Source organism: Desulfobacula toluolica Tol2, from assembly GCF_000307105.1.
Classification (GTDB): Bacteria; Desulfobacterota; Desulfobacteria; order Desulfobacterales; family Desulfobacteraceae; genus Desulfobacula; species Desulfobacula toluolica.
On sequence record NC_018645.1, the window covers coordinates 2,434,245 to 2,455,386 of the forward strand.

The 21,142-nt window shown below is 41.9% G+C and carries 19 protein-coding genes and 1 pseudogene; 10 read left to right on the forward strand and 10 right to left on the reverse strand.

The annotated features are described in order from the left end of the window. Nucleotides 1-400 precede the first annotated feature (400 nt). Nucleotides 401-655, forward strand: coding sequence for a hypothetical protein (locus TOL2_RS24140; protein WP_014957562.1), 255 nt, complete (start codon nucleotides 401-403; stop codon nucleotides 653-655). Nucleotides 656-1,070: 415 nt separating this feature from the next. Here the strand turns inward: TOL2_RS24140 and TOL2_RS11235 are convergent, their stop codons facing one another. After that, a complete protein-coding gene (locus tag TOL2_RS11235) occupies nucleotides 1,071-2,156 on the reverse strand; it encodes an IS91 family transposase (RefSeq protein ID WP_014957514.1) in 1,086 nt (361 codons plus the stop codon). Beyond that, on the reverse strand, nucleotides 2,153-3,028 hold the full coding sequence (locus TOL2_RS11240; protein ID WP_014957515.1) for a tyrosine-type recombinase/integrase: 876 nt from the start codon (nucleotides 3,026-3,028) through the stop codon (nucleotides 2,153-2,155). Before TOL2_RS11240 ends, TOL2_RS11235 begins: the two co-directional genes overlap by 4 nt. 772 nt (nucleotides 3,029-3,800) lie before the next feature. Here TOL2_RS11240 and TOL2_RS11250 point away from each other — a divergent pair. After that, on the forward strand, nucleotides 3,801-4,349 hold the full coding sequence (locus TOL2_RS11250) for a transposase (RefSeq protein WP_014957563.1): 549 nt from the start codon (nucleotides 3,801-3,803) through the stop codon (nucleotides 4,347-4,349). Next, nucleotides 4,321-4,674: a COG3415 family protein gene (locus TOL2_RS11255; RefSeq protein WP_232508128.1), complete on the forward strand. Its 354-nt coding sequence runs from the start codon at nucleotides 4,321-4,323 to the stop codon at nucleotides 4,672-4,674. Before TOL2_RS11250 ends, TOL2_RS11255 begins: the two co-directional genes overlap by 29 nt. Here TOL2_RS11255 and TOL2_RS25495 read toward each other — a convergent pair. From TOL2_RS25495 to TOL2_RS11270, 3 genes and pseudogenes are all read right to left on the reverse strand, one after another. Beyond that, nucleotides 4,663-5,781: pseudogene (locus TOL2_RS25495) on the reverse strand (IS1634 family transposase); the annotation flags it as partial. The gene TOL2_RS11255 and the pseudogene TOL2_RS25495 overlap by 12 nt on opposite strands. Before the next feature lie 605 nt (nucleotides 5,782-6,386). After that, nucleotides 6,387-7,643 (reverse strand): IS110 family RNA-guided transposase, encoded by a 1,257-nt coding sequence (locus TOL2_RS11265; protein ID WP_014957566.1) that lies wholly within the window; start codon nucleotides 7,641-7,643, stop codon nucleotides 6,387-6,389. A 95-nt stretch (nucleotides 7,644-7,738) separates the two neighbouring features. Next, nucleotides 7,739-9,046, reverse strand: a complete 1,308-nt coding sequence (locus tag TOL2_RS11270) for a transposase (RefSeq protein ID WP_014957567.1) — start codon at nucleotides 9,044-9,046, stop codon at nucleotides 7,739-7,741. A 154-nt stretch (nucleotides 9,047-9,200) separates the two neighbouring features. Between TOL2_RS11270 and TOL2_RS11275 the strand changes: the two genes are divergently transcribed. The 7 genes from TOL2_RS11275 to lipA all read left to right on the forward strand — a co-directional run bounded on the left by TOL2_RS11275 (nucleotide 9,201) and on the right by lipA (nucleotide 15,512). Then, nucleotides 9,201-9,410, forward strand: coding sequence for a hypothetical protein (locus TOL2_RS11275; RefSeq protein WP_041279448.1), 210 nt, complete (start codon nucleotides 9,201-9,203; stop codon nucleotides 9,408-9,410). A 169-nt stretch (nucleotides 9,411-9,579) separates the two neighbouring features. Continuing rightward, on the forward strand, nucleotides 9,580-10,317 hold the full coding sequence (locus tag TOL2_RS11280; protein ID WP_148278101.1) for a hypothetical protein: 738 nt from the start codon (nucleotides 9,580-9,582) through the stop codon (nucleotides 10,315-10,317). 296 nt (nucleotides 10,318-10,613) lie between these two features. Beyond that, nucleotides 10,614-11,012: a glycine cleavage system protein GcvH gene (gene gcvH, locus TOL2_RS11285; RefSeq protein ID WP_014957569.1), complete on the forward strand. Its 399-nt coding sequence runs from the start codon at nucleotides 10,614-10,616 to the stop codon at nucleotides 11,010-11,012. A gap of 6 nt (nucleotides 11,013-11,018) precedes the next feature. Beyond that, nucleotides 11,019-12,353, forward strand: coding sequence for an aminomethyl-transferring glycine dehydrogenase subunit GcvPA (gcvPA, locus tag TOL2_RS11290; protein ID WP_014957570.1), 1,335 nt, complete (start codon nucleotides 11,019-11,021; stop codon nucleotides 12,351-12,353). Next, complete coding sequence (gene gcvPB / locus TOL2_RS11295; RefSeq protein ID WP_014957571.1) at nucleotides 12,353-13,837, forward strand: aminomethyl-transferring glycine dehydrogenase subunit GcvPB; 1,485 nt, start codon at nucleotides 12,353-12,355, stop codon at nucleotides 13,835-13,837. Before gcvPA ends, gcvPB begins: the two co-directional genes overlap by 1 nt. Then, a complete protein-coding gene (gene lipB / locus TOL2_RS11300; protein WP_014957572.1) occupies nucleotides 13,822-14,604 on the forward strand; it encodes a lipoyl(octanoyl) transferase LipB in 783 nt (260 codons plus the stop codon). The genes gcvPB and lipB overlap by 16 nt, the downstream gene beginning before the upstream one ends. 41 nt (nucleotides 14,605-14,645) lie before the next feature. Then, nucleotides 14,646-15,512, forward strand: coding sequence for a lipoyl synthase (gene lipA, locus TOL2_RS11305; protein ID WP_014957573.1), 867 nt, complete (start codon nucleotides 14,646-14,648; stop codon nucleotides 15,510-15,512). A gap of 103 nt (nucleotides 15,513-15,615) precedes the next feature. Here the strand turns inward: lipA and lpdA are convergent, their stop codons facing one another. From lpdA to lspA, 5 genes are all read right to left on the reverse strand, one after another. Beyond that, nucleotides 15,616-17,049, reverse strand: coding sequence for a dihydrolipoyl dehydrogenase (gene lpdA / locus TOL2_RS11310; protein WP_014957574.1), 1,434 nt, complete (start codon nucleotides 17,047-17,049; stop codon nucleotides 15,616-15,618). Between the two features lie 146 nt (nucleotides 17,050-17,195). Further along, nucleotides 17,196-18,617, reverse strand: a complete 1,422-nt coding sequence (gene pyk / locus TOL2_RS11315) for a pyruvate kinase (protein ID WP_014957575.1) — start codon at nucleotides 18,615-18,617, stop codon at nucleotides 17,196-17,198. After that, entirely contained in the window at nucleotides 18,580-19,890 is a 1,311-nt protein-coding gene (gene holA, locus TOL2_RS11320) for a DNA polymerase III subunit delta (RefSeq protein WP_014957576.1), read from the reverse strand. Before holA ends, pyk begins: the two co-directional genes overlap by 38 nt. Then, nucleotides 19,871-20,647 (reverse strand): prolipoprotein diacylglyceryl transferase, encoded by a 777-nt coding sequence (gene lgt / locus TOL2_RS11325; RefSeq protein WP_014957577.1) that lies wholly within the window; start codon nucleotides 20,645-20,647, stop codon nucleotides 19,871-19,873. The genes holA and lgt overlap by 20 nt, the downstream gene beginning before the upstream one ends. Before the next feature lie 4 nt (nucleotides 20,648-20,651). Continuing rightward, on the reverse strand, nucleotides 20,652-21,137 hold the full coding sequence (lspA, locus tag TOL2_RS11330) for a signal peptidase II (protein WP_014957578.1): 486 nt from the start codon (nucleotides 21,135-21,137) through the stop codon (nucleotides 20,652-20,654). Between the last annotated feature and the right edge of the window lie 5 nt (nucleotides 21,138-21,142).

A 21,142-nucleotide genomic window follows, 5' to 3' on the forward strand; every position in this document is an offset into this window, starting at 1 on the left:
ACCCGTACCATTCGGTCCGGGCACCGTTCGGGCCTTCACCGGGGTGAGTCCTCCGTGGAATTCACGGCTCGTTTTCCTGCGGCTACTATGCCCTCTGCTGACTTCTTCCATGCGGTCGGAGCAGGTTACCCTGCCCTCAGCCAATTTCTGCCGCACGCGGCATCCCAGGGCAGCATGGAAGATCTCCCGGGGTAAAACACACGTCTTTCAATACGTGGGTGCCGAGTATACGGACATTGCCTATAATGGATAGAGGACTTTACCTTGTGTTGCAGGCTCGTCCCGCAAATGCACGCCTAACTCGATTTCTGTACGTCACCCCGTACTTTTGTGCCACTCCGCCTCGGCGAAGCCACTGCCTTCCAGAGTACCGTCACCGGGACCCCGTTGTGATAACACTATGCCCTTCGCCTCCATCTGGCTGGGCTTGGGACTTGCCTTGACTTCCATAAAGGAAGATGCAGGCTCACCCTTAAGACGTGTGCCGTGCCCGGCACACAACAGGCGGGTGAACCGGACAGCAAGGGTCTCCTTCTTTTTAAAGGTTAAAAAACTTTTAAATGATGCGCTTTCAATGAACTTTATTGGAAACCCTTGCTGCCCGTTACCCAAACGTTGTCGCGCCGAGGAAAGCTTGGCGTATCTTGCAGGGTGAAAGTCCCTGTCGGGAGGAAATCAGTAATGATTTCTGTAAGGATTAGCCACCCACCCGTATCGAGCCTTGGACCCATGGCGGAGTTGTATGAATGAATGCAGCGAACAAATAAAGGATTAGTAACCGTGCCGAGGCACGAGGCTCGGTACTAATCCTATGGTTCAAGAAGCCGCGGATCAATAGGGGGAAAGGTTAACGATTTGCTGGATGTGTTTATGACAAGATGTGATTAAAATATCAAAAGATGGCCTTTATCCTGATGTAAAAATCAAAATTCAGGTCGTTTTCAGCCCTTAAAACCCAGGTCAAAAATTAAAATACCGTCAATTTGGCGTACGGATACTGAAGCATGTCGATAGTCATTTATCAGGCTGTTTTTAAAGTCGAGCAACACCGGGTAGTCAGTTTTGTGAAGTTATCCGGGCCTGCCTCTTGGTTCCGGCTTTGCAAAGAAAATAAATTTCAAATCATGCCCGCAATGGCTGCATTTAATACCCGGTATTTCAAGTTCCGGGATTTTAATAAAAAGAGCAATAATGTCATGGATGAATGAGATGAGTTCACGGATTTTTTCTATGGACAATGCGCTGTTGGGATTGAGAAATCCATAATGTCTAATTTTCATAAACCCTTTGGGAAGAACATGCTGCAAGAACCGTCGGATAAACTCCATGGCATCCAATGCCATAGTTTTCCACTTCTTTTTTTCACGGTCTTTATATAAAAATTTGATGACGCCATTTTCAATGCTTTTAATACGATTATTGGAGATGGCAACCCGGAACACATATCTTGAAAGATAGCGCAGGGAATTTTGTCCCTGCCCCACGGCCTGGCTGTCAATCACCCATTGCTGTTTCCATACTGCGGAATCAATTTTATCGAGCAGCCCGGCTTTTTTTATGGCATCTTTGAATTTGGCTTTAAAAATGACCGCCAGAGGTTTTGTGTGAACAAACAGATCCTGTCTGGAAGAAAGCCATTGGTCATTATCAGATAAAGCACCTCCGGGAATTATTATATGCAAATGTGGATGATACTGAAGCATGCCGCCCCATGTGTGGAGGGCTGCCAGATATCCGATTCGATCAGATCCGATAAACCGTGTATCTTGTGCCAGTTTTTTCAGGGCTTCATTGGTGCATGAAAACAGGGCACCATAAGATAATTTTTGATGAGACCTTACAACATCCCGCAGGCCCTGGGGAAGTGTAATGGTTAACAGGAAATAATAGGTCGGCAGTAGCTTTTTCATCTGCTGATCCAGCCATTGGTCCGCTTTACTCTGCTGACAGTTGGGACAATGACGATTGCCGCAGCAGCAGTGAATAAAATGCAGATTACGGCAGTCATCACATTCATACACCATTGTTCCAAAGGAACCCTTTCTGCAGGCACTGATATCCCGTATGGTTTTTTTATGAGACTTCGGCATTCGATCTCCATAAAGTGTCAGATATTTCGGCCCATACATTTGGAAGATTTTTTGAACAGCACTCATGACAACACCCCCTGCATGACTTTGGAAACTTTGTCATTGGAATCAACTTGGGCCTGTGTGGTCACATGCAGATAAATCATGGTGCTTTTAAGGGTTTTATGGCCTAATATTTTTTGCACATGGCGTATGGGGATATTAGCTTCCAGCAAATGCGTCGCATAGGCATGGCGGAAGACATGAGGGTGAACATGTTTTTTAAACTTCAGGCGTTTCAAAGTAGATCGCAAAACGCCTTGAACCCCACTGTCACTGACATGATTTTTGGCATATTGAGCGTCCTTACCGCCATTGCGGCCCAAAGCAGGGAATATCCATTTTGAATTGCGATGGGTTTTATAGTATTTGCGCAACGTCAACAGGGTTATTTTGGGTAAAGGCACCGTCCTGTCCATGGCACCCTTTCCACCGTGAATATGCACAAGTCCCCTGTCGGAAAGAATATCTTTGACCTGAAGTGTTGTTGCCTCCCTTAAACGCAGTCCCATGGAATATAATGTCAAATAAAATGCATGACTTTGCACAGTGGGAAGGGCATAAATAATCTTTCTGACTTCCTCCAGACTCAGAATAGTCGGTAAGGTCTGCTCACGCTTCCATTTGATGTCGTTGAAAATGTTCCAGGACCGGACCAGCGTTTTGGTAAAAAAATGCTGAATACCAGAGTAACTGATCCGCAGAGTAGCAGCGCTCCAGCCGAATTCATTCTGGCAGCAAAGCCAGTATTGACGGAGCTGTTCTTCAGTGATATCTTCTAATGGTTTATTGTAAAAGCGCTGTAGTCTTAAAACCGAACTGGTATAGGATTGAATGCTCCTTTTTGCATAACCGGCAAGTTGGAGATCTTCTTTAAAACGTTTGATTAAATTGCTCATGGTATCTTCCTTTTTTCTTTAACCTTGTCGGGTGAAGATACCGACCTGCAAGCCGGTAACAAGATACCATGAGCAATGGAATTGAACAATGATGATACGGCTTAATCTGCCGCGTAGCGGCTTACTTGAACAAGATGGGTTAAGCGTAGGCAGAGAATTTTGTAGGCCGTAGTGGTGGTCGCGCACCCTGAAGTGCTGGTACAGCTTCGAAATGGTAATTACGGATGCCGAGGGTTTTAACGTACACCGAAGGCAACACAGAAGCATTCGTTTAATGGCAAGAATGTGGAGGTCCGCCGGAGTCCACAGGCCGTGGCATGCAAAAAGAGATACGCTTTAGAACTCGGGAAGCCCCAAAGGTTCCAGGAGATTATGGCACATTATACCAGTGAAATGTTGGAAAATAATTTCTGGTGGGAGGAAAGTCGGGATGCCGACGGACCTCTACACGCCGATGGGGTGTCTTATCAGGCATACTACTCAGAGGTGGGGAAAGCCCACTACACGGGGAAGGACCTGACGGAAGTATGTAGCCCGCAAAGGAAACTCGTACCGGACAATGTAGGGCTGGAACAATGCGAGCAAACCTCACTACGGGGAATAGCAATTAAAGCAAAAGCAGATGGAAAACACCGTTTTCAAGACCTGTACCGATGTCTGAATGCCCCATTTTTACACACCTGTTGGAAGGACTTGAACAAGAAGGCCGCCAGTGGCCCCCTGTGTCAGGATAGATGTCGCCTCAATTAAAAATTAAATTTGGGGCATTGAGGTGATAAATATAGGATATTCTATTCAATTAAAAGAAGCTGTGTTAAAAAAGGTGTTACAGGGAAACAAACCCCACCATGAAATTGCAAAAGAATTAGGTGTTGGCCGGTCTACAATCGGTAAATGGTTAAGAGAATACAAACAAAACGGAAGCATAAAATTGAAATCAAAAGAAAAACGCCCCAAAGACTGGACAGCCGAAGAACGTATTTCAGCAATAATTAAAATAGGTTCCATGACTGCTGACGAACGCACTGCCTGGTGCCTCAAAAATGGTATTTTTATACATAATTTGGACCAGTGGAAAAAAGATGCCATATCAGCAATAATCCCGAAGGCGAATAAAGAACAAATTGAAGAACACAAAAATCTTAAAAAAGAAATCGTTGCTCTAAAAAAAGACCTGTCCCGTAAAGACAAAGCTCTGGCAGAAACAGCAGCCTTGCTGGTTCTTAAAAAAAAGCCCAGGAAATCTGGGTGGAGTCAGAGGACGATTGATCAGTCAAGAAGACAAAAAAACTGTGCTGAAATTGATTTCAGAGGCCTGTAAATCAGGGGCACGAAAAAGCAAGGCAGCCCAATTATTGGGACTGACCATTCGAACCCTTCAGCGGTGGAGTAAAAATGGCCTATTGGACAGCCGAAAAGGCTCCCGAGCCGACCCTGGTAACAAATTGTCTGATGATGAAAAGACCCGGATAGCCAATGTATTAGAGTCGCCTGAATTTGCTGAGTCCAATCCAAATCAGATCGTACCAATACTTGCTTACCAGGGAATTTATCTGGGTTCTGAATCAACCATGTACAGAATTCTTAGCCCATCTTTTCGACCTAATGTTAAAATCTACTATAATTACAGCTTGTTATATTTTTAATTTGTTCGTTATGGCACTACTTTTATTGATTACTCTTTTAACCGTTTCTCCCGGATGAAAACTGATCCCCAAGGCAGAATAAATTTCCTGTTGCCTTGGTTCGGGGCGGCTACTCTTTCTAACATGCACGATATCATCATTTTTACAGCGCATTGAAACGGTGGTTCTATTTTGGCCTGCCAGCTGTTCTCTCAATCCAGACCAACCAGTGTCAATATCGACCTTTTTAAGCCGGTATCGGATACAATGAACCAAATGATAGGCCAAGACGCTTATAAAAAGATGACCTGTTATACGTTCTGTCACCTGATGAAAAACAGGCCTCATTCCCAGTTCAGATTTTAATGAACGAAAAACAGATTCCAGGTCCGTCAACATTGTATAGGTTCGCCAAAGCGTATTTTCATCCAGATCCTTGTGACTCGTTCTAAGGCAATATACTCCGGGAAATCCATCCTTTGTATCTGGCTCGGCTTTGCGGGTCCAACTGAGTTTTACTGCATTACCACTTTTGTCGTCTTTGGAAATATCTATTTTATAGAGCTTGGAAGCTTTGGAATATTTTTGCTTCAACCGACCTGTTTTTTCCAAAACTTTATCGTATTTCTTCAGCCGGTCCTTGATATGCAGCCCAGCCTCAAGGTGTTTGAGGGCCTCTTCAAATCGTTCGGTAAAACGATTATTTATAGCCAGCTCCTTTTTTGCTCGCTGTGTTGAGTGACAATACAGCAGCACTTCATTTTTTTCTGAATCAATTACCTTTTGCGCTTTTACGGTGTATCCATGGTCTTGCTTGACCACAACAGCCTCGTCTTCATCGAACTGCCGATGGCGCTTACGGCTGACAACAATATATGGATATTTATTCTCCTTGAGCCACTCAATATTGTCATCGGAGGCAATTCCGGCATCCATCACAATCGTTGCTTTTTTCGGCTCAAATATATTTGGATTTCGGCCTTTTCTTTCCAGCCCTTTGATCATTTTTTTTAAAGTTGACGACTCGCTTACATTACCCTCAAATACTTGGCTTGATTTTGGGAAACCGCTGCTATCAAGCATTAAAGCCAACGTCACCAGAGGGCAATCCGTCCTTTTTTCTTTGGAACGACCATATTTATCACCTCAATGCCCCAAATTTAATTTTTAATTGAGGCGACATCTATCCTGACACAGGGGGGTATTGGCACACGCTGATTTTATATCGAGTACCTTTTTAGTTGGGTGTGTCCCACCTTTTACATATCTATATAGAGGTTTTTTCCATAATGTTTTGTTCTGTACCTGAATTTATGAACTCAGTAACATCAGCCGACAAATATTTTATTGCCTGATAAATTTTTTATATGTAACACTACCCCCGAAAAAGGGAATAACGCTCCATCGGTTTATGGTTTTACTCCAAAAACACTTTGATTGATTTCCAAGTTTGAATTATCCAATCGATAAAGTATTTTCCGTCAAGTTAATAATTCAAGCACAGAAGGTAATTTCTTAAATTATCAGTAATGGCCAGCTTATTTAAATAAGTTTTATATACGTAGTTCCCTTGGCAGGGACTAACAGTTCGTTGTGCAAAAAACCGACCAGTCATGTTATATTCGCGCTCTAAGGCTTCACTTTAACATCCGACTTTTTTTACTGAATCAATAATCTCTTTATCTGCTGTACTCCTTTAAACAATATCTGCATAAAGCCCTTTGCTAAGTCAATTAACCTTCACAAGGCACGAGTTTCATTCCTAATCCATCCGCCTTTTTGGCCAAATTTTTCAACATTCTTTGCTTATTGGGCTTGCTTAAATACTCTTCTCCAAGGTCTTTATACCTGTCGCCATTTTTGATGATGCTGTAAATGGCTTTTGCCATCCTATGGGCTATGGCAACAATTGCTTTTCTGGCACCCCGTCTGGACTTCAGTTTATAATATTTGGCCTTGTAGTATGATCCCTTTTTCTTAATCGCTGCCCATGCAGCCTGGACTAAAATCGTTTTAAATGGATGATTTCGAACCGCGTTTCGGCCACTTTTCCTTTTACCTGCGCTTTCATTGTTTCCAGGGCACAATCCCGCCCATGAAACAAAGGCTGACATGGTTTTGAATTCAGCCAGTGTAATCCCGACTTCTCCAATAATGGATTGTGCTGATTTTTTATCGATTCCGGGAACTTCATCTAATCTTTCCAGCAAATCATTGTGGTCTCGTGTCAGCAATTCCAGCCTGGCATTAATTTGGTCAATCTGCCGTTGAAACATATTAATGGCCTCCATCATGCCAATCAGTTGAAATTGATGGTGATCTTTAAAATACCCATGGAGGCTTCTATACAATTCAGGAATCTTCTTTTTAAGGCTTCCTTTTGTGCATTCCTGAACCTTTTCCAGAGTCAGTTCATCGTTTTTACATAACAACTCAATGAGATTCAGGCCGGTAAGGCCAAATAGATCAGAAACGATTGAATCAATTTTAATATTTGCCGTAATAAACAACTTATGAACACGTCGCTTATAATCCGCGAGAGATTCGGTATATGTCTTTCTTAATCGGGATAATTCACGCCATTCCCGGACATGTTCAGGAGGAATAAAACTACCTTTTACCAATCCGTGACGAAGAAGCCCGGCAAGCCATTTACTGTCACAAATGTCTGTTTTCCTGCCAGGGACATTTTTAATATGCCTGGCATTCACCAAAACAACCTCCATCGTATCTTCAATGGTATTATAAACCGGATGCCAATATACTCCGGTACTTTCCATTGCCACGATAGGACAGTTATTTTCAATTAACCAGGTTTTCATTTTCTGAAGATCTTGAGTAAATGATGAATACTCTTGTATCTCGTGTTGTTCTTTTCCATTATCATCTACAGTGATTAAACAAACCGAAATTTTATCTTTATGAACATCTAAACCGCAACAAATTGGGTGAACAATTTGGATTAATGTGCTATTTGATCTCTTGGTCATGGCTCTCCTCTTTCTAATTTCTTGGTCGAAAAAAAAATTGGATAGTTATGACCATTTTTCAAATTTTGCAAGTGTTTCATGCTTCGTTGTGTCCTCTAGGACATGGGTGTTATATAGTGTTTTCGTGTTGCCGCCGACCTTATGCCGTCATGATTTTTTTCCAGACGTCTGAGAAGCCTCATACCCGATTCCGAATTTGAGGCGCGCCGATATTTGGCCAACCCTCTTTTCTTCAGGTACTGCATGGCAGCATCCCAGTGATCAGAAAAAAACTTTGTTATCTTACCCAGATAACTGTTTTCGAGTTTTTCAATCTGATTTTTCAAATTTTTCAGTTTGATTTTTGCCTGAATTTCCGTATTTGAATGATCAAAAATATTTGCAATTTGACCGATTATGGAACGAAATTTTGAAATAAAGCCGCTGTCTTTCTTTTCAAGCGCCTCTATCTTTTCACGTTCATTTTCAGTCAGGTTGGAAGGCTTTTTCAGCAGTATCCATAGCAGTTTCCAAAGCTCTGAGGCAATTTCCAGCATATCTTCATCCTTATTTTTTTCACCTTCCGCTTTCAGGTTCCTTCTGTATTCCAGAAGGCATTTCTTTAAATTTTTCCATATATTTTTCGCCGTATAAAAATGATCAGCCTGAAATTTAGCATCAGGAAATACTTCTCTTATTGCTTTTACATAGCTGTCTGAATAATCTGAGAATGCCGAAGTAACTGTCATTCCACATTTTTTTATCTTTTGTAAAAATTTAATGGCATCATCACCGTTTTCCGAAGCGGCCTCATGAGTAATAAGAATCCGATCCGATTCATCTTTTATAACCATCACGCAGTTGTCTGTCCCCATGGGATAATAACCGTCAATATGACACTGATACGGTTTTTTCAGTTCTATCAGCTGTTTCAAAATCCCTTCTTCCGAAGGAAGGCTGCTTCCGATTGTGTCAATCCACCTTTTTACAGACGATTTGCTTACAGGAATCCGAAACAGAACTGTGAATATTGTTGTAATATTCCTCAGAGTCACCCCGCAAACAACTGCCAGAAAACATGCCAAATGCAACACACATTTGCTCACATGCTGTTGTGCTGATACCTCTCTGAGCTTCGGGGTAAAACAGATTTGTCTGTTATGGTCATCATAATACCAGGCCTGAGCTAATATGAACCGGTAAATAATCGGATTATGAAATACTGAAAATTCGTGTATATCTACATTATATGTCTTTTCCGGCCAGTAAACTTCATGGTTTATCCCGGCTTCTTTCTGCCAATCCCGCTTCCTCATATCAAATTCGATAATTGTATTCTCTCCTTCTGTATATGAACGGGTGAATACATCCAGATTTGCTTCCAAAACGGCAGAATTGAACTGACTTTGAATTATTACAGGCATTTTTTATCATCCTTCCCTCTTAATTTGATATTGCGCCTTATGTAAAAGGTGGGACACACCCACATTTGTTCTTTCTCAAAATGAAACAGTGGTGTCCCATGGAAGAGCGGTTTTACTGGGTGATCATACCTGTGTCCCTAAGGATGGACGTCAAATGCCATGCGTGGTTACCATGCATCAGCATTCTGAAACTCAGAGCAAACCATCTTATTTCCGAGGTCACTATTGGGGGGCAGTCGGTATGCTGATTGGCTCCATGACATCACCTTTTTGCATACCACTATCCCTTGGGATTCATCAGGGCCTTGTTCATGTAAATGAAAAGGATAAAAAGGAAGAGACCAACGAAACTATGGGCACATGAATTGTGCAAATGGGGTTAGACTTTGCCATATAACACGATATACCGAGCATCCTTGTACTGGATGCTTTTTTCCCCTGGGAAGTTGATTTTCAAACTGGCTAAATCGGTGTGGTCCATCAGGCACCGTTGCCATCTGCTTACGCTGATCATAAGAGCAAAAAAGAACTGTGTGGGTTATTTTGAAGCGGAAGAGCCACGAAGAAAAAGTCCAGGACGTCCGCGTAAATATGGTGAACAAATAAAGATATATGAGTGGTTTGAGCATCTGGAGCTTTTTGAAAGGTTGGAGTGTACCATTTATGGAAAAGTAGAGGTGGTTTCAATTACTTCTCTGGATTTACTATGGAAACCAACAGCAGGCCTGATCCGTTTTGTGCTGGCGGTTACCAAACGTGGACTTGTTATATTGATGTGCAGCGATCTAAATCAGGATACTGTTGGCGCTCTTGAGCTTTATTGCGCCAGGGTCCGCATCGAAACCATGTTTGATATGCTCAAAAATCTCATGGGTGTTTTTCGATATCGCTTCTGGACCGAAGGCCTACCACGCCACTCCAGGAAGCCCCGAAAGAACAAATTTTTAAAAAAACCGATGAGCAGTAATCAGATAAAAAAAGTAAAGTGTTGTTTTGCTCTATATGAACGTTTTGTGATGACTGGTGCCATTGCATTGGGCTTACTGCAATTGGTGTCAGTTAAATATGAAATTTCCGTATGGAAGGAATTTAAAGGCTATCTGAGGACAAAATCTCGGAATTTACCGTCGGAGCGGACGGTTAAATTCGTTGTTGCCAATTTACTTGTCCGAGATTTATTCAGTCTCACTCCTGGCGCGGTAATACATAAAATTCAAGAATACGTTTTTAAGAAAAACGCGGTTGAACCAGAATGTCAAGAACCAATTTAAAGCCGGAACTGGAAACAACTGACATTGATACCTGTGAGAGCTTCTTTGAAGAGTCTTAAATGACTATTGAAATGAAATTTCAGGGAGACATACGCTTAGTCCTCCCAATAAAACTTATGACTCACAAGTAAATTATGCCATTTTTAATGGTTTCAAAAAAAAATAAATCTGATATGCTGTTGACTAATAAAAAAAAGATATAGATCACCATTATGTGGCCTATATCAGACCGGATCAAAAGGTAAAAAACGGTAAGAAAAAATATTTAATATTTTTATTTAACACTGGAGGTTCTTATGAAGGAAATAAATGATCTTAACTTAGCAGATGACGTAAAATATACAAAAGACCATGAATGGGCAACATTATCAGGCGATACGGTAACCATAGGAATTAACGATTACGCCCAGGATCAGCTTGGGGAAATTGTGTTTGTTGAACTTCCTGAAATCGGTGACACTTTTTCCATAGGAGATGAATTTGGAAGCGTGGAATCGGTAAAAGCGGTTTCAGAAATTTACATTCCAATCTCAGGGGAGGTTGTGCAGATCAACGAAAGCCTTGAAGATGCACCTGAACTGGTAAATGAATCCTGTTATGATAACGGGTGGATTATCAAAATTAAACCCGATGATGTTTCACAACTGGATAACCTTATGGACAAAGCTGCATACCTTGAAATGCTGAAAGGATAAAATCCTATGCGCTATCTTCCCCATACCAAAGAAGATATTGAAAGTATGCTCAAGGTAACAGGCAATTCTTCGCTTGATGACCTGTTTGACTGCATACCGGATAATCTGAGGACAAAGGACAAGATTGATATTCCGGAAAGCCTGTCAGAGTGGGAACTCAATACCCATATGGAAGCGCTTGCATCCGCCAATATCGCCTGTAAAAACTACAAATGTTTCATCGGTGCCGGCAGCTATGACCATTATATCCCGGCCATTGTCCCCTATTTGATTTCCCGGTCCGAATTCATGACCGCCTACACACCCTACCAGCCTGAAATCAGCCAGGGAACATTGCAGGGTATTTATGAATTCCAGACCATGGTTACAAGGTTGCTGGGAATGGACATTGCCACGGCATCCCATTATGATTGCGGAACTGCTCTTGCGGAATCCGCCTTGATCGCCTTGAAAAAAAACAAAAAAACAAAAAAAATAGCCGTATCTTCCCTGGTTCATCCCAGTCACCGGCAGATAGTTCACACCTATCTTGCCCCTGCAGGCTATGAAATGGTTGAGATCTCCTATACAAAAGAGGGACTCACTGACATCACCGCTATTGAAGCCATGGGAGATCTTGCAGGCATTGCTGTTCAGTCTCCGAATTTTTTCGGCAACATAGAAGATTTAAGCGCCTTTAAAGCAATTGCAGATGCAAAAAAAGGGTTGTTCATTGTCTCTTTTACTGAGGCCATGGCCTATGGTCTTTTGAAAAGTCCCGGCAGTTTTGGTGCAGACCTGGTTGCAGGTGAGGGCCAGAGCCTGGGAATCCCCAAATCATTTGGCGGCCCAGGCCTGGGATTGCTTGCCGGAACCAAAAAGCAGATGAGAAACCTTCCCGGTCGTTTTGTAGGGAAAACAAAGGATACAAACGGAAAGGACGGATTTGTTTTGACCCTTGCTACCCGGGAACAACATATCAGAAGAGAAAAAGCATCTTCCAATATCTGTTCCAATAACGGGCTAAATGCCATGACCGCCGGGATTTACCTTGCCACGGTTGGAAAAATCGGCATACAAGAAATTGCACAGCAAAATCATGACAAAGCCCAGTATATGAAAAACAGCCTGCTGAAATCAGGGTTTGAACCCGGATTTAACTCCCCGTTTTTCAATGAATTTGTTTTAAAAGCACCAAAAGGATTTGAACAGAAAAGATCCGCCATGATTCAGGACAGCTGTATTTTTGCAGGGCTGAACCTTGAAACCTTCTATCCTGAACTCAAACAGCATTATCTGTTTTGTGCAACCGAAACAATTTCAAAAGATGACATTGATCAATTGGCAAAGGAGGTGCAATAATGAGCCAGCAACCTGGAACAAGCGGTCTTGTGTTTAATGAACCGCTGCTGTGGGATAAAAGCCGTGAAGGAAGGTGTGCCGTATCTCTGCCAAAGCAGGATGTTGAACGTGCCGTTCTGGATAAAAGCCTCACAGGTGATGCACCAGAACTGCCCCAGCTGTCTGAACTGGATGTGGTCAGGCATTACACCCGCCTTTCCCAGTGGAACTTTGGAGTGGATTCAGGCATGTACCCTTTGGGGTCCTGCACCATGAAGTACAATCCCAAAACCAATGAAGTTCAGGCGGCTCGCCAGGGATTTGCCGGTGCCCACCCCTTTGCAGGGGAAGAATTTTCCCAGGGCGCTTTGGAGATGATGTATAACCTTGAGCAATATCTTATCCGAATAACAGGATTTGATGCTGCAACCCTTCAACCGGCTGCCGGTGCCCATGGGGAATTTGCCGGCATACTCATGATCCATGCCTATCATGCAAAAAATGGAAAACAGCGTTCCAAAATAATCGTCCCGGACACGGCACACGGCACCAACCCTGCCAGTGCAAGTCTTTGCGGGTATAAATCCGTTAATATCAAATCCGGAAAAGACGGCATCCTTGAGCCGGAAGCGGTTGCAGCCGTCATGGATGAAGATACGGCCGGTATAATGGTAACCAATCCCAATACTTTGGGACTTTTTGAATCCAATATCAAGGAAATTGCAGAGATCGTACATTCCAAGGGCGGACTTGTGTATGGAGACGGTGCCAACATGAATGCCATCATGGGGATTGTAAAACCGGGGCAAATCGGTATTGATGTCCTTCATTTTAATCTTCACAAGACCTTTTCAACCCCCCATGGCGGTGGCGGACCAGGATCTGGACCAGTAGCGGTTGTCAAAGCCCTTGAACCCTTTTTGCCCATACCAAGAGTGGTCAAAGAACTTGATTCCTACAGGTTTGAGACAAACTGCCCGGATACCATCGGCAGGCTCCATACCTTTTACGGACATGTCGGCGTCATGATCAGAGCCTATTCCTACATTCTTTCCATGGGAGGCAAAGGACTCAAGGATGCCAGCACACTTGCCGTTCTCAATGCCAATTATATCAAGGAAAGCTTGAAAGGCACGCTAAACCTGCCCTATGACAGGCCCTGCATGCACGAATGCGTGTTTAATGACGAGAAGCAGCAAGAAAATCAATATTCCGGTTCAATACCCCAAGTTCACATTACCACCATGGATATGGCAAAACGACTTCTGGATTACGGATTTCATCCCCCCACGGTCTATTTCCCACTTGTGGTGGAAGGCGCGTTTATGGTGGAACCCACGGAAACCGAATCAAAAGAGGATATTGACCAGTTTATTGACGCTGTCAAATCCATTGCCAAAGAAGCTGTGGAGGAGCCTGAACAATTGAAAACCGCTCCTCATCTGTCCAAGGTTACAAGGATGGATGAAGTGACGGCAGCAAGGAAACCATGCCTGAAAGGATAAACTCATCAAAGCGCTCTGCCGTATTTACAGATCTTGGTCTGATGGATTACAACAGGGCGCTTGATCTTCAGATAAAAACCTTGGAATCAAAGGTTGATAACCATCTTATTGAAGACAGGATTTTTTTTGTGGAACATCCTTGTGTATTCACACTTGGAAAAAGGGGTGGAGAAGAAAATTTAACTGTTTCAAGAAAATTTTTAACTTTGAAAAATATTGACGTTGTTCAAACCGATCGAGGCGGGAACATAACCTATCATGGTCCCGGCCAGGCCGTCATGTATCCCGTTATTGACCTTGAGAAAAATAAAATCGGTGTAAAGGATTTTGTCCACGGTCTTGAAGAGATCATGAAGCTTACTGCAATGGAGTTTAACATTGCTGCAGACAGAAATCCGAGAAATCATGGTATCTGGGTGGGAAATTCAAAAATCGGCAGCGTCGGGTTATCCGTCAAAAAAGGTATCTGCTTTCATGGACTTGCCATGAATATCAATACGGATCTTGAACCTTTTTCATGGATTAATCCTTGTGGGCTTACCAATGTATCCATGACATCCATTAAAAAAGAAATGGACATGTCCAATACAAGACTTGGTGAAAGTTCCAATAACAGCTCCAACAAAAAAAATGGTACTATTCTTGGTACAAGCCCTGGTAAAAATCATGATGATATCTCCATGGACCGGATAAAGAAAGCTTTTGTAAAATATTTTTCATTTGTATTTGATTATTCAATTACAATTGGGCAAGAGGACAGATTTTAAACCTGTTCCCGTCATAATCCATTATCTTAAAAGGAGGAGCGATGCAGTCTCGAAAAAGACAAAAAAAACCTTCGTGGCTTAAGAAAAGCCTTCCCAAAGGCTCAGATTATCAACGAGTCAAAGGCCTTCTGTCAAATGCGGGTTTGCATACGGTGTGCCAGGAAGCCAACTGTCCCAATATGTTTGAATGTTTTTCCAAAAACACCTCCACATTTATGATTTTAGGATCTGAATGTACTCGAAACTGCAGGTTCTGTAATGTTGCCTGCGGCATCCCCTTGCCGGTTGACCCGGATGAACCGGCAAGGGTTGCCAGGGCCGCCCTTGATTTAAACTTAACCTATGTCGTGGTGACATCCGTAACAAGAGATGATCTTGAAGATGGCGGTGCCGCCCATTTTGCAGAGACTATCCACGCCTTAAAATCCACACTTCCGGGCAACCCGAAAGTGGAAGTTTTAATCCCTGATTTTCAGGGAAATGTTGAAGCATTAAAAATTGTATTATCTGCAAACCCGGACGTGTTGAACCACAATATTGAAACGGTTCCCTCACTGTATTATCGTGCAAGGCCAGAAGCCGATTATCAGCAGTCCCTTGATCTTTTACGCAATGCCAAAGCCATAAACATTTCAATACCAGCAAAATCCGGTATAATGGTAGGGCTTGGAGAAACAATCAAAGAACTTGAGCAAACCATGAAGGATCTTTTTCATCATGGCTGTGATATCATCACCATAGGACAATATCTTCAGCCCACAAGAGAGCATCTGGAGGTTCAAAAATATTATTCTCCCGAAGAATTCAAACTGCTTGAACAAAAAGCCAGGCAAATCGGGTTTAAAAAAGTAGCTGCCGGGCCTTTTGTTCGAAGTTCCTATAATGCACAGGATTTATTTGAAGCCTGAACAGTTCTAATAAGTCATATTAAGACCACGGACAGGGGACAGGCCCTGGATTTTATACGGGTTAGACCGCAACACAGGAAACACAATACCCATAAACCCAAATCTATCCGTGAATCGGTATACCGGCAGCCTTTAAAGATACTTCTCCCATAATTTCAGCCAGGGTGGGATGGGCATGGATGGTATGGGCGATATCCTCGGCACTCAACCCTTTTTGGATTGCAAGGGTTGCTTCGGCAATAAGATCGGTTGCATGGGCACCGATCAAATGAACACCCAGCACCTTGTTGGATTTTTTTTCAACAATCATTTTTGCTATTCCTGCCAGTTCATCTATGGCCTGGGCTTTGCCAAGAGTCCTGAAATTAACACTGAAAGCTTCCACCTCATACCCTTTTTTCTTGGCTTCAACCTCACTCAATCCAACCGTACCTATTTCCGGCATGGTAAAGATACCTCCCGGAATGACATCATAATTCATGACACTGTCTTTGCCCATGGCATTTTGGGCAGCAACAATCCCTTCATGAGATGCCACATGGGCCAGCATTACTTTTTGAGGCCCAAGGATATCTCCTATGGCATACACTCCTTTGATATTGGTTTCCAGGCGCTCATTAACATCAATCCATCCTTGTGCTGTTGTATTCAGATCAATATTTTCCAGCCCCAAATCAGAAGAGAGTGCAGACCTTCCTATGCAGACCGCCATTTTTTCAGATTGGATAACACTTGTTTTTAATTTCTTGGGTTTTGGGTTGTCTGTAAACGGGGATATGTCAAGATGGATAAAAATTTGATCATCTTTTGTTTCTGAAGATTTGACAATGGTATCACAGAATACAGAAATTTTTCTTTTTTTCATTTCTCTGAGCAGCAATTTGGAGCAGTCTTCATCAACTGAAGGCAAGGGAAGCAATCGTGACATGGCCTCAACAATGGTCACCTTGGACCCTAAAGCTGAAAACATGAACGCAAACTCGCATCCAATCACCCCGCCCCCGACAATTACCATGGATTCAGGGATGTGATCAATCTGCAACAGATCATTGGATGATATAACCCGGTCATGATCAAAAGGAAAATCCGGCACATTTAATGGCGTTGTTCCTGTGGCAATAATCAGCTTGTCATATTCAAGCTCTTTTTTATTGCCGTCATCAAAAATAATTTCAACGCTTTTTAATGATTTTATAACCGCCCTGCCCATTTCCACGTCAACACCATTTTGTTTTAACAAGCCGGCTATCCCTTTTCTCTGGGTGTCCAGAATTTTATTCTTTTTTTTCATCAAGGCCGGCATATCAGGGATTATTTTGCCTTGAACGTTGATGCCAAATTGTTCTGCTTTGAGAAATTTAAGAAAAATATCTGCTGAATTTTTTATAATCTTTGATGGAATACACCCCCAGTTCAAGCAGGTGCCGCCCAGATTTTCTTGTTCAATGAGTGTGACATTTGCTCCAAGAGCAGCTGCCCGAAGTGCAGCAACATATCCGCCGGGACCTGCCCCGATGACAATAAGTTTTGTTGTCATAAAAACCTCCAGTTAAATCATGATTATTTTAAATCAAAATTAAATCAGAAGCATCCTACGATTTTATAGCTTTCAATTAAAGAAAAAAATCAGGTTTGGTCACAATGTCAGCCACCCGTCACATTTGGTGAACCTTCCTTATATCTTTAACTGCATTTTTCCTTAAAATTTTTGGCAGTACTGATTTCCATATAGGAGGCACCCTTCTCAACACCGAAACTACCAGCAAGAACAATAATCAAATCGTCCGCTTTAAACTGTTTTTCATCCAGCAACCGGCAAGTGGCTGTCTTTAAAGGTTCCGTACTGGTCATACCCATAACAATAGGAATATGATCGGCAAACACCCCGAAGGAAATAGACAATTGCCGCATTAACCGTTTGTCGTATACCTGGGCATATATGGGGCTATCCCCCCTGTAAGCGGCAAGGGAAAGAATGGTTTTTCCCGATAGAGAATCCGCTACAATCGCTTTTGTATTCAGCCTCAAAGAGGCTTTAACTGCGGATTTGGCAAGATAAGCGGTTATCTTATTTTCAAGGGTATAAGGGACATTCAGAAAACTGCTTTTTTTACTCTCCACTTCCTGCGCAATCTTTGCCATGGTTTCGACAGCTGTTTTTGGATATTTTCCATTGGCAGTTTCCCCGGAAAGCATTAGGGCATCCGTATGATCCAGGCAGGCATTAGCCACATCCGACACTTCTGCCCTTGTGGGCCTGGGTGATTCAATCATGGAATGCAGCATCTGGGTGGCAACAATCACTGGTTTGCGTTTTTCAATGCAGGTACTGACGATTTGTTTTTGAATCAGCGGGATCTGCTCTGTTGGAATTTCAACGGCCAGATCCCCTCTTGCAATCATCACCCCATAAGCATGATCAAGAATTTCATCCAGATTTTCTACCCCTTCGGCATTTTCTATTTTTGCAATGATTTTTATGGCGCAATTTTTTGTATCCAATATCTTTTGAACTGCCAGTACATCATTTTTATTTCTCACAAAAGAGTGGGCAATAAAATCCAGATTATTATCAGCTGCAAATTCAATAAATTTTTTATCTTTTTCACTTAAAGCCGGCAGTTTTACATGAACCGAAGGAATATTGATGCTTTTCCTGGCATTGATCACCCCGTCATTTTCCACATGGCAGCTCAAATATTCATCATCTTTTTTCATGACCGTCAAGGCGATATATCCGTCATCAATGAGTATAAAACTGCCTACGGGAATATCTTTGACAAAATCCTCATAAGACACACAGATGATATCATCCATTGATGTTTCACCAGGAGCCCCCTTGATTTTTACCATGTCACCGTATTTTACGGCCAGGGGGGTGTTATTTTTACAGGTCCGAATTTCAGGGCCTTTGGTGTCCAGTAAAATTGCTATTTTATCCGACACCTTTCGTGTGTTTTCAATCACTTCCAGCGCATCATCATGTGTCATGTGGGCCGTGTTCAGTCGGACAACATTCATGCCTGCCTTATAAAGCCCTTCAATAAATTTTGGTGAACAATTTAGATTAGATATGGTGGCGACGATTTTTGTTTTCCTGGGCATATTCAAATCCTCCTTTACTGCAACTTTTGATGATAAAGCATTCAATTTTTGTTACTGCGTCAACCGATGAAGATTTTAGCTGGTAATCCAGGTCGCTTAAAAAAAACAGTGCGTGATTGAGTTCAATAAAAGAAAAATTTTCAGACTTTTGAAATACCTGGAAAACAGGATATGGATTTTTGGAATTGGGTGCAAGGAAAAGATCGTTGGATGTCTCTTTTTTTTTCTTTAAGGGCTTTTTATCGTTTGGATCTTGTTTTGATAAATACTCATTTCTGGCTGTAATGTCTGACTTTGTCCGTTCATCATGCTGGATGACTTTTGGCATAACAGTTTGTTTGAATGAATTAAAATTGATGTTTTTAAAATTAATGGTATGATTTTGAGAAAATTGCCGGGTAAAAGATTTTACAAGGATAAGCTTGCGAATCAGGTTTTCAAAGGATTTCAGGATCTGTAGAGGATGAAAACCCTCATTAAAAAGTGAATTTAAATAAAAAAGTGTTTTTGTAACATTTTTTTCCATAAAAGCATTTGTTAAATTAAAAATCGGATCTTTTTTATCTCTTATAATCACAGCTTTTACATCTGTGATTGAAACTGTTCTGTTGTTCCCGGAATAAACAACCAGCTTTTCAAGATTTTGAGCAAAAAGTTCCATGTTAAACCCTGTCAACTCCACCAGAGAGTTGAAGGCCTGATTATCCATGGTTTTTTTATAGCGCGTTAAAATCTTGCCGGCAACAGTTTGCAAAACAGATCTTTGCTCATCAACATCTGCTTTTCTTGCTCCTGTTGCAACAGAACCGTCTATAACCAAGCCCATGTCAGCAATAGTTTTATAGATCTTTTTTCTTTTATCAATATGGGGAGTTGTCAAAATCAAAAAATGATTTTCAGGTATCCCTTTTTCAATAAAATTCATGAAATGATCAAGGTCTGCCGGAGAAAAACCTATTTCCGGGCCACCCTGCTGTGCCTGAAACAAAGGAATATTTTTGACTGCCACAATTTTTTTGGAAACAAGGAATGAAAACGTGGACACCTGCTCAATGATATCACCCATGGAAACAGATCCGCCTTCAAGGGTTTCTATAGCAAACCGGTTCTGTTCAGATCCAAGCAAAAAGGCAGATATTATTTTGAATGACTCACGGATCAGATAAGGCTCCCCGTAAATAAGAACCAGAGGGGGGATATCATTTTGATTAACAGAACTTAGAAAGGATTCCAGTTCATAAAATTTAACATTATTATTTTTCTTTTGGGCCATAAAACAGGTTTGACCGTTTAAGTATAATAATAAGGGCAATCACAAAGACAAAAAATCCTATTCCCTGTGACATGGATATAAAATTAAAAAAGAAGGTTCCCCGAAAATCCCCCCGGAAAAATTCAATAATAGACCGGAACAAAGAATAGAGCATAATATAGCTTAAAAATACCATGCCGTTGAATTTTTTTCTTTTTTGCAGCCACAGGAGAATAAAAAACAAAATCATGTTTGAAAGCACCGAATAAAGCTGGGTCGGATGCAGATAGACCCCAATGGGAGCCAATGATTCCGGGTTTGTAAATTTAACAGCTATGGGCAGATCGCACTCTTTTCCATAGCAGCATCCGGCAAAAAAACAGCCGATTCTTCCCATGGCATGGCCAAAGGCTGCGCCCGGTGAAATGATATCTGCAATTTTCCAGATGTTAAGATTTCTCATTTTAAGATAAACAGCCGTAACTATTACGGCGGCAAGAAATCCACCAAAAAAAACCAGCCCCCCGTTCCAGATCTTAAAAATATCCAGCCAATTGTTTTTATATGCGTCAAAATTGATCAATACATATAAAAACCGTGCGCCGACAAGTGCGGACACCAGGATAATAAAAAAGACATCTGTAATGGTCTGATCGGATATGTCATGGGATCTTGCATTTTTCTTTGAAATCCAGATAGCAGTCATGAAGCCGATGGCAACAAAAAGCCCATAGGTGTAAAGTTTAAAACCGTAGATTTGAATTAAAATAGGATGCATAAGTTTAAAAATCAGGAATTTTGTTAAACAGAATATGATAAATTAATATGCCCATCCCAATGCTGATGGCACTGTCGGCAATATTAAATGCCGGCCAATGGGCGGACCCAATATAAAAATCAAGAAAATCCAAAACCTTTCCATATCGGAACCGGTCTATCAGATTTCCAATGGCACCACCGAAAATCAAGGCCAGTCCATAGGACAGGAAGACAAAGTTTGCGGCACACCGTTTGTAAAACCACAAAACAAAAAGCGCAACCAGGGATGACATGAACAGAAAAATAAATTTTCTGATTCCAGGGGACTGGGATGCAAAAAAGCCAAAAGCACCCCCCGGATTAAGTATATGCGTCAGGTTGAAAAATTTTTCAATAACAACGATATGATCATAAAAAGCTAAATTCAGCTTGATCATATACTTGGTGACCTGGTCAGCGACAACAATGCCACCACTGACCAGAATCAATCTAAGCCATATGTTTTTCAAGGCTT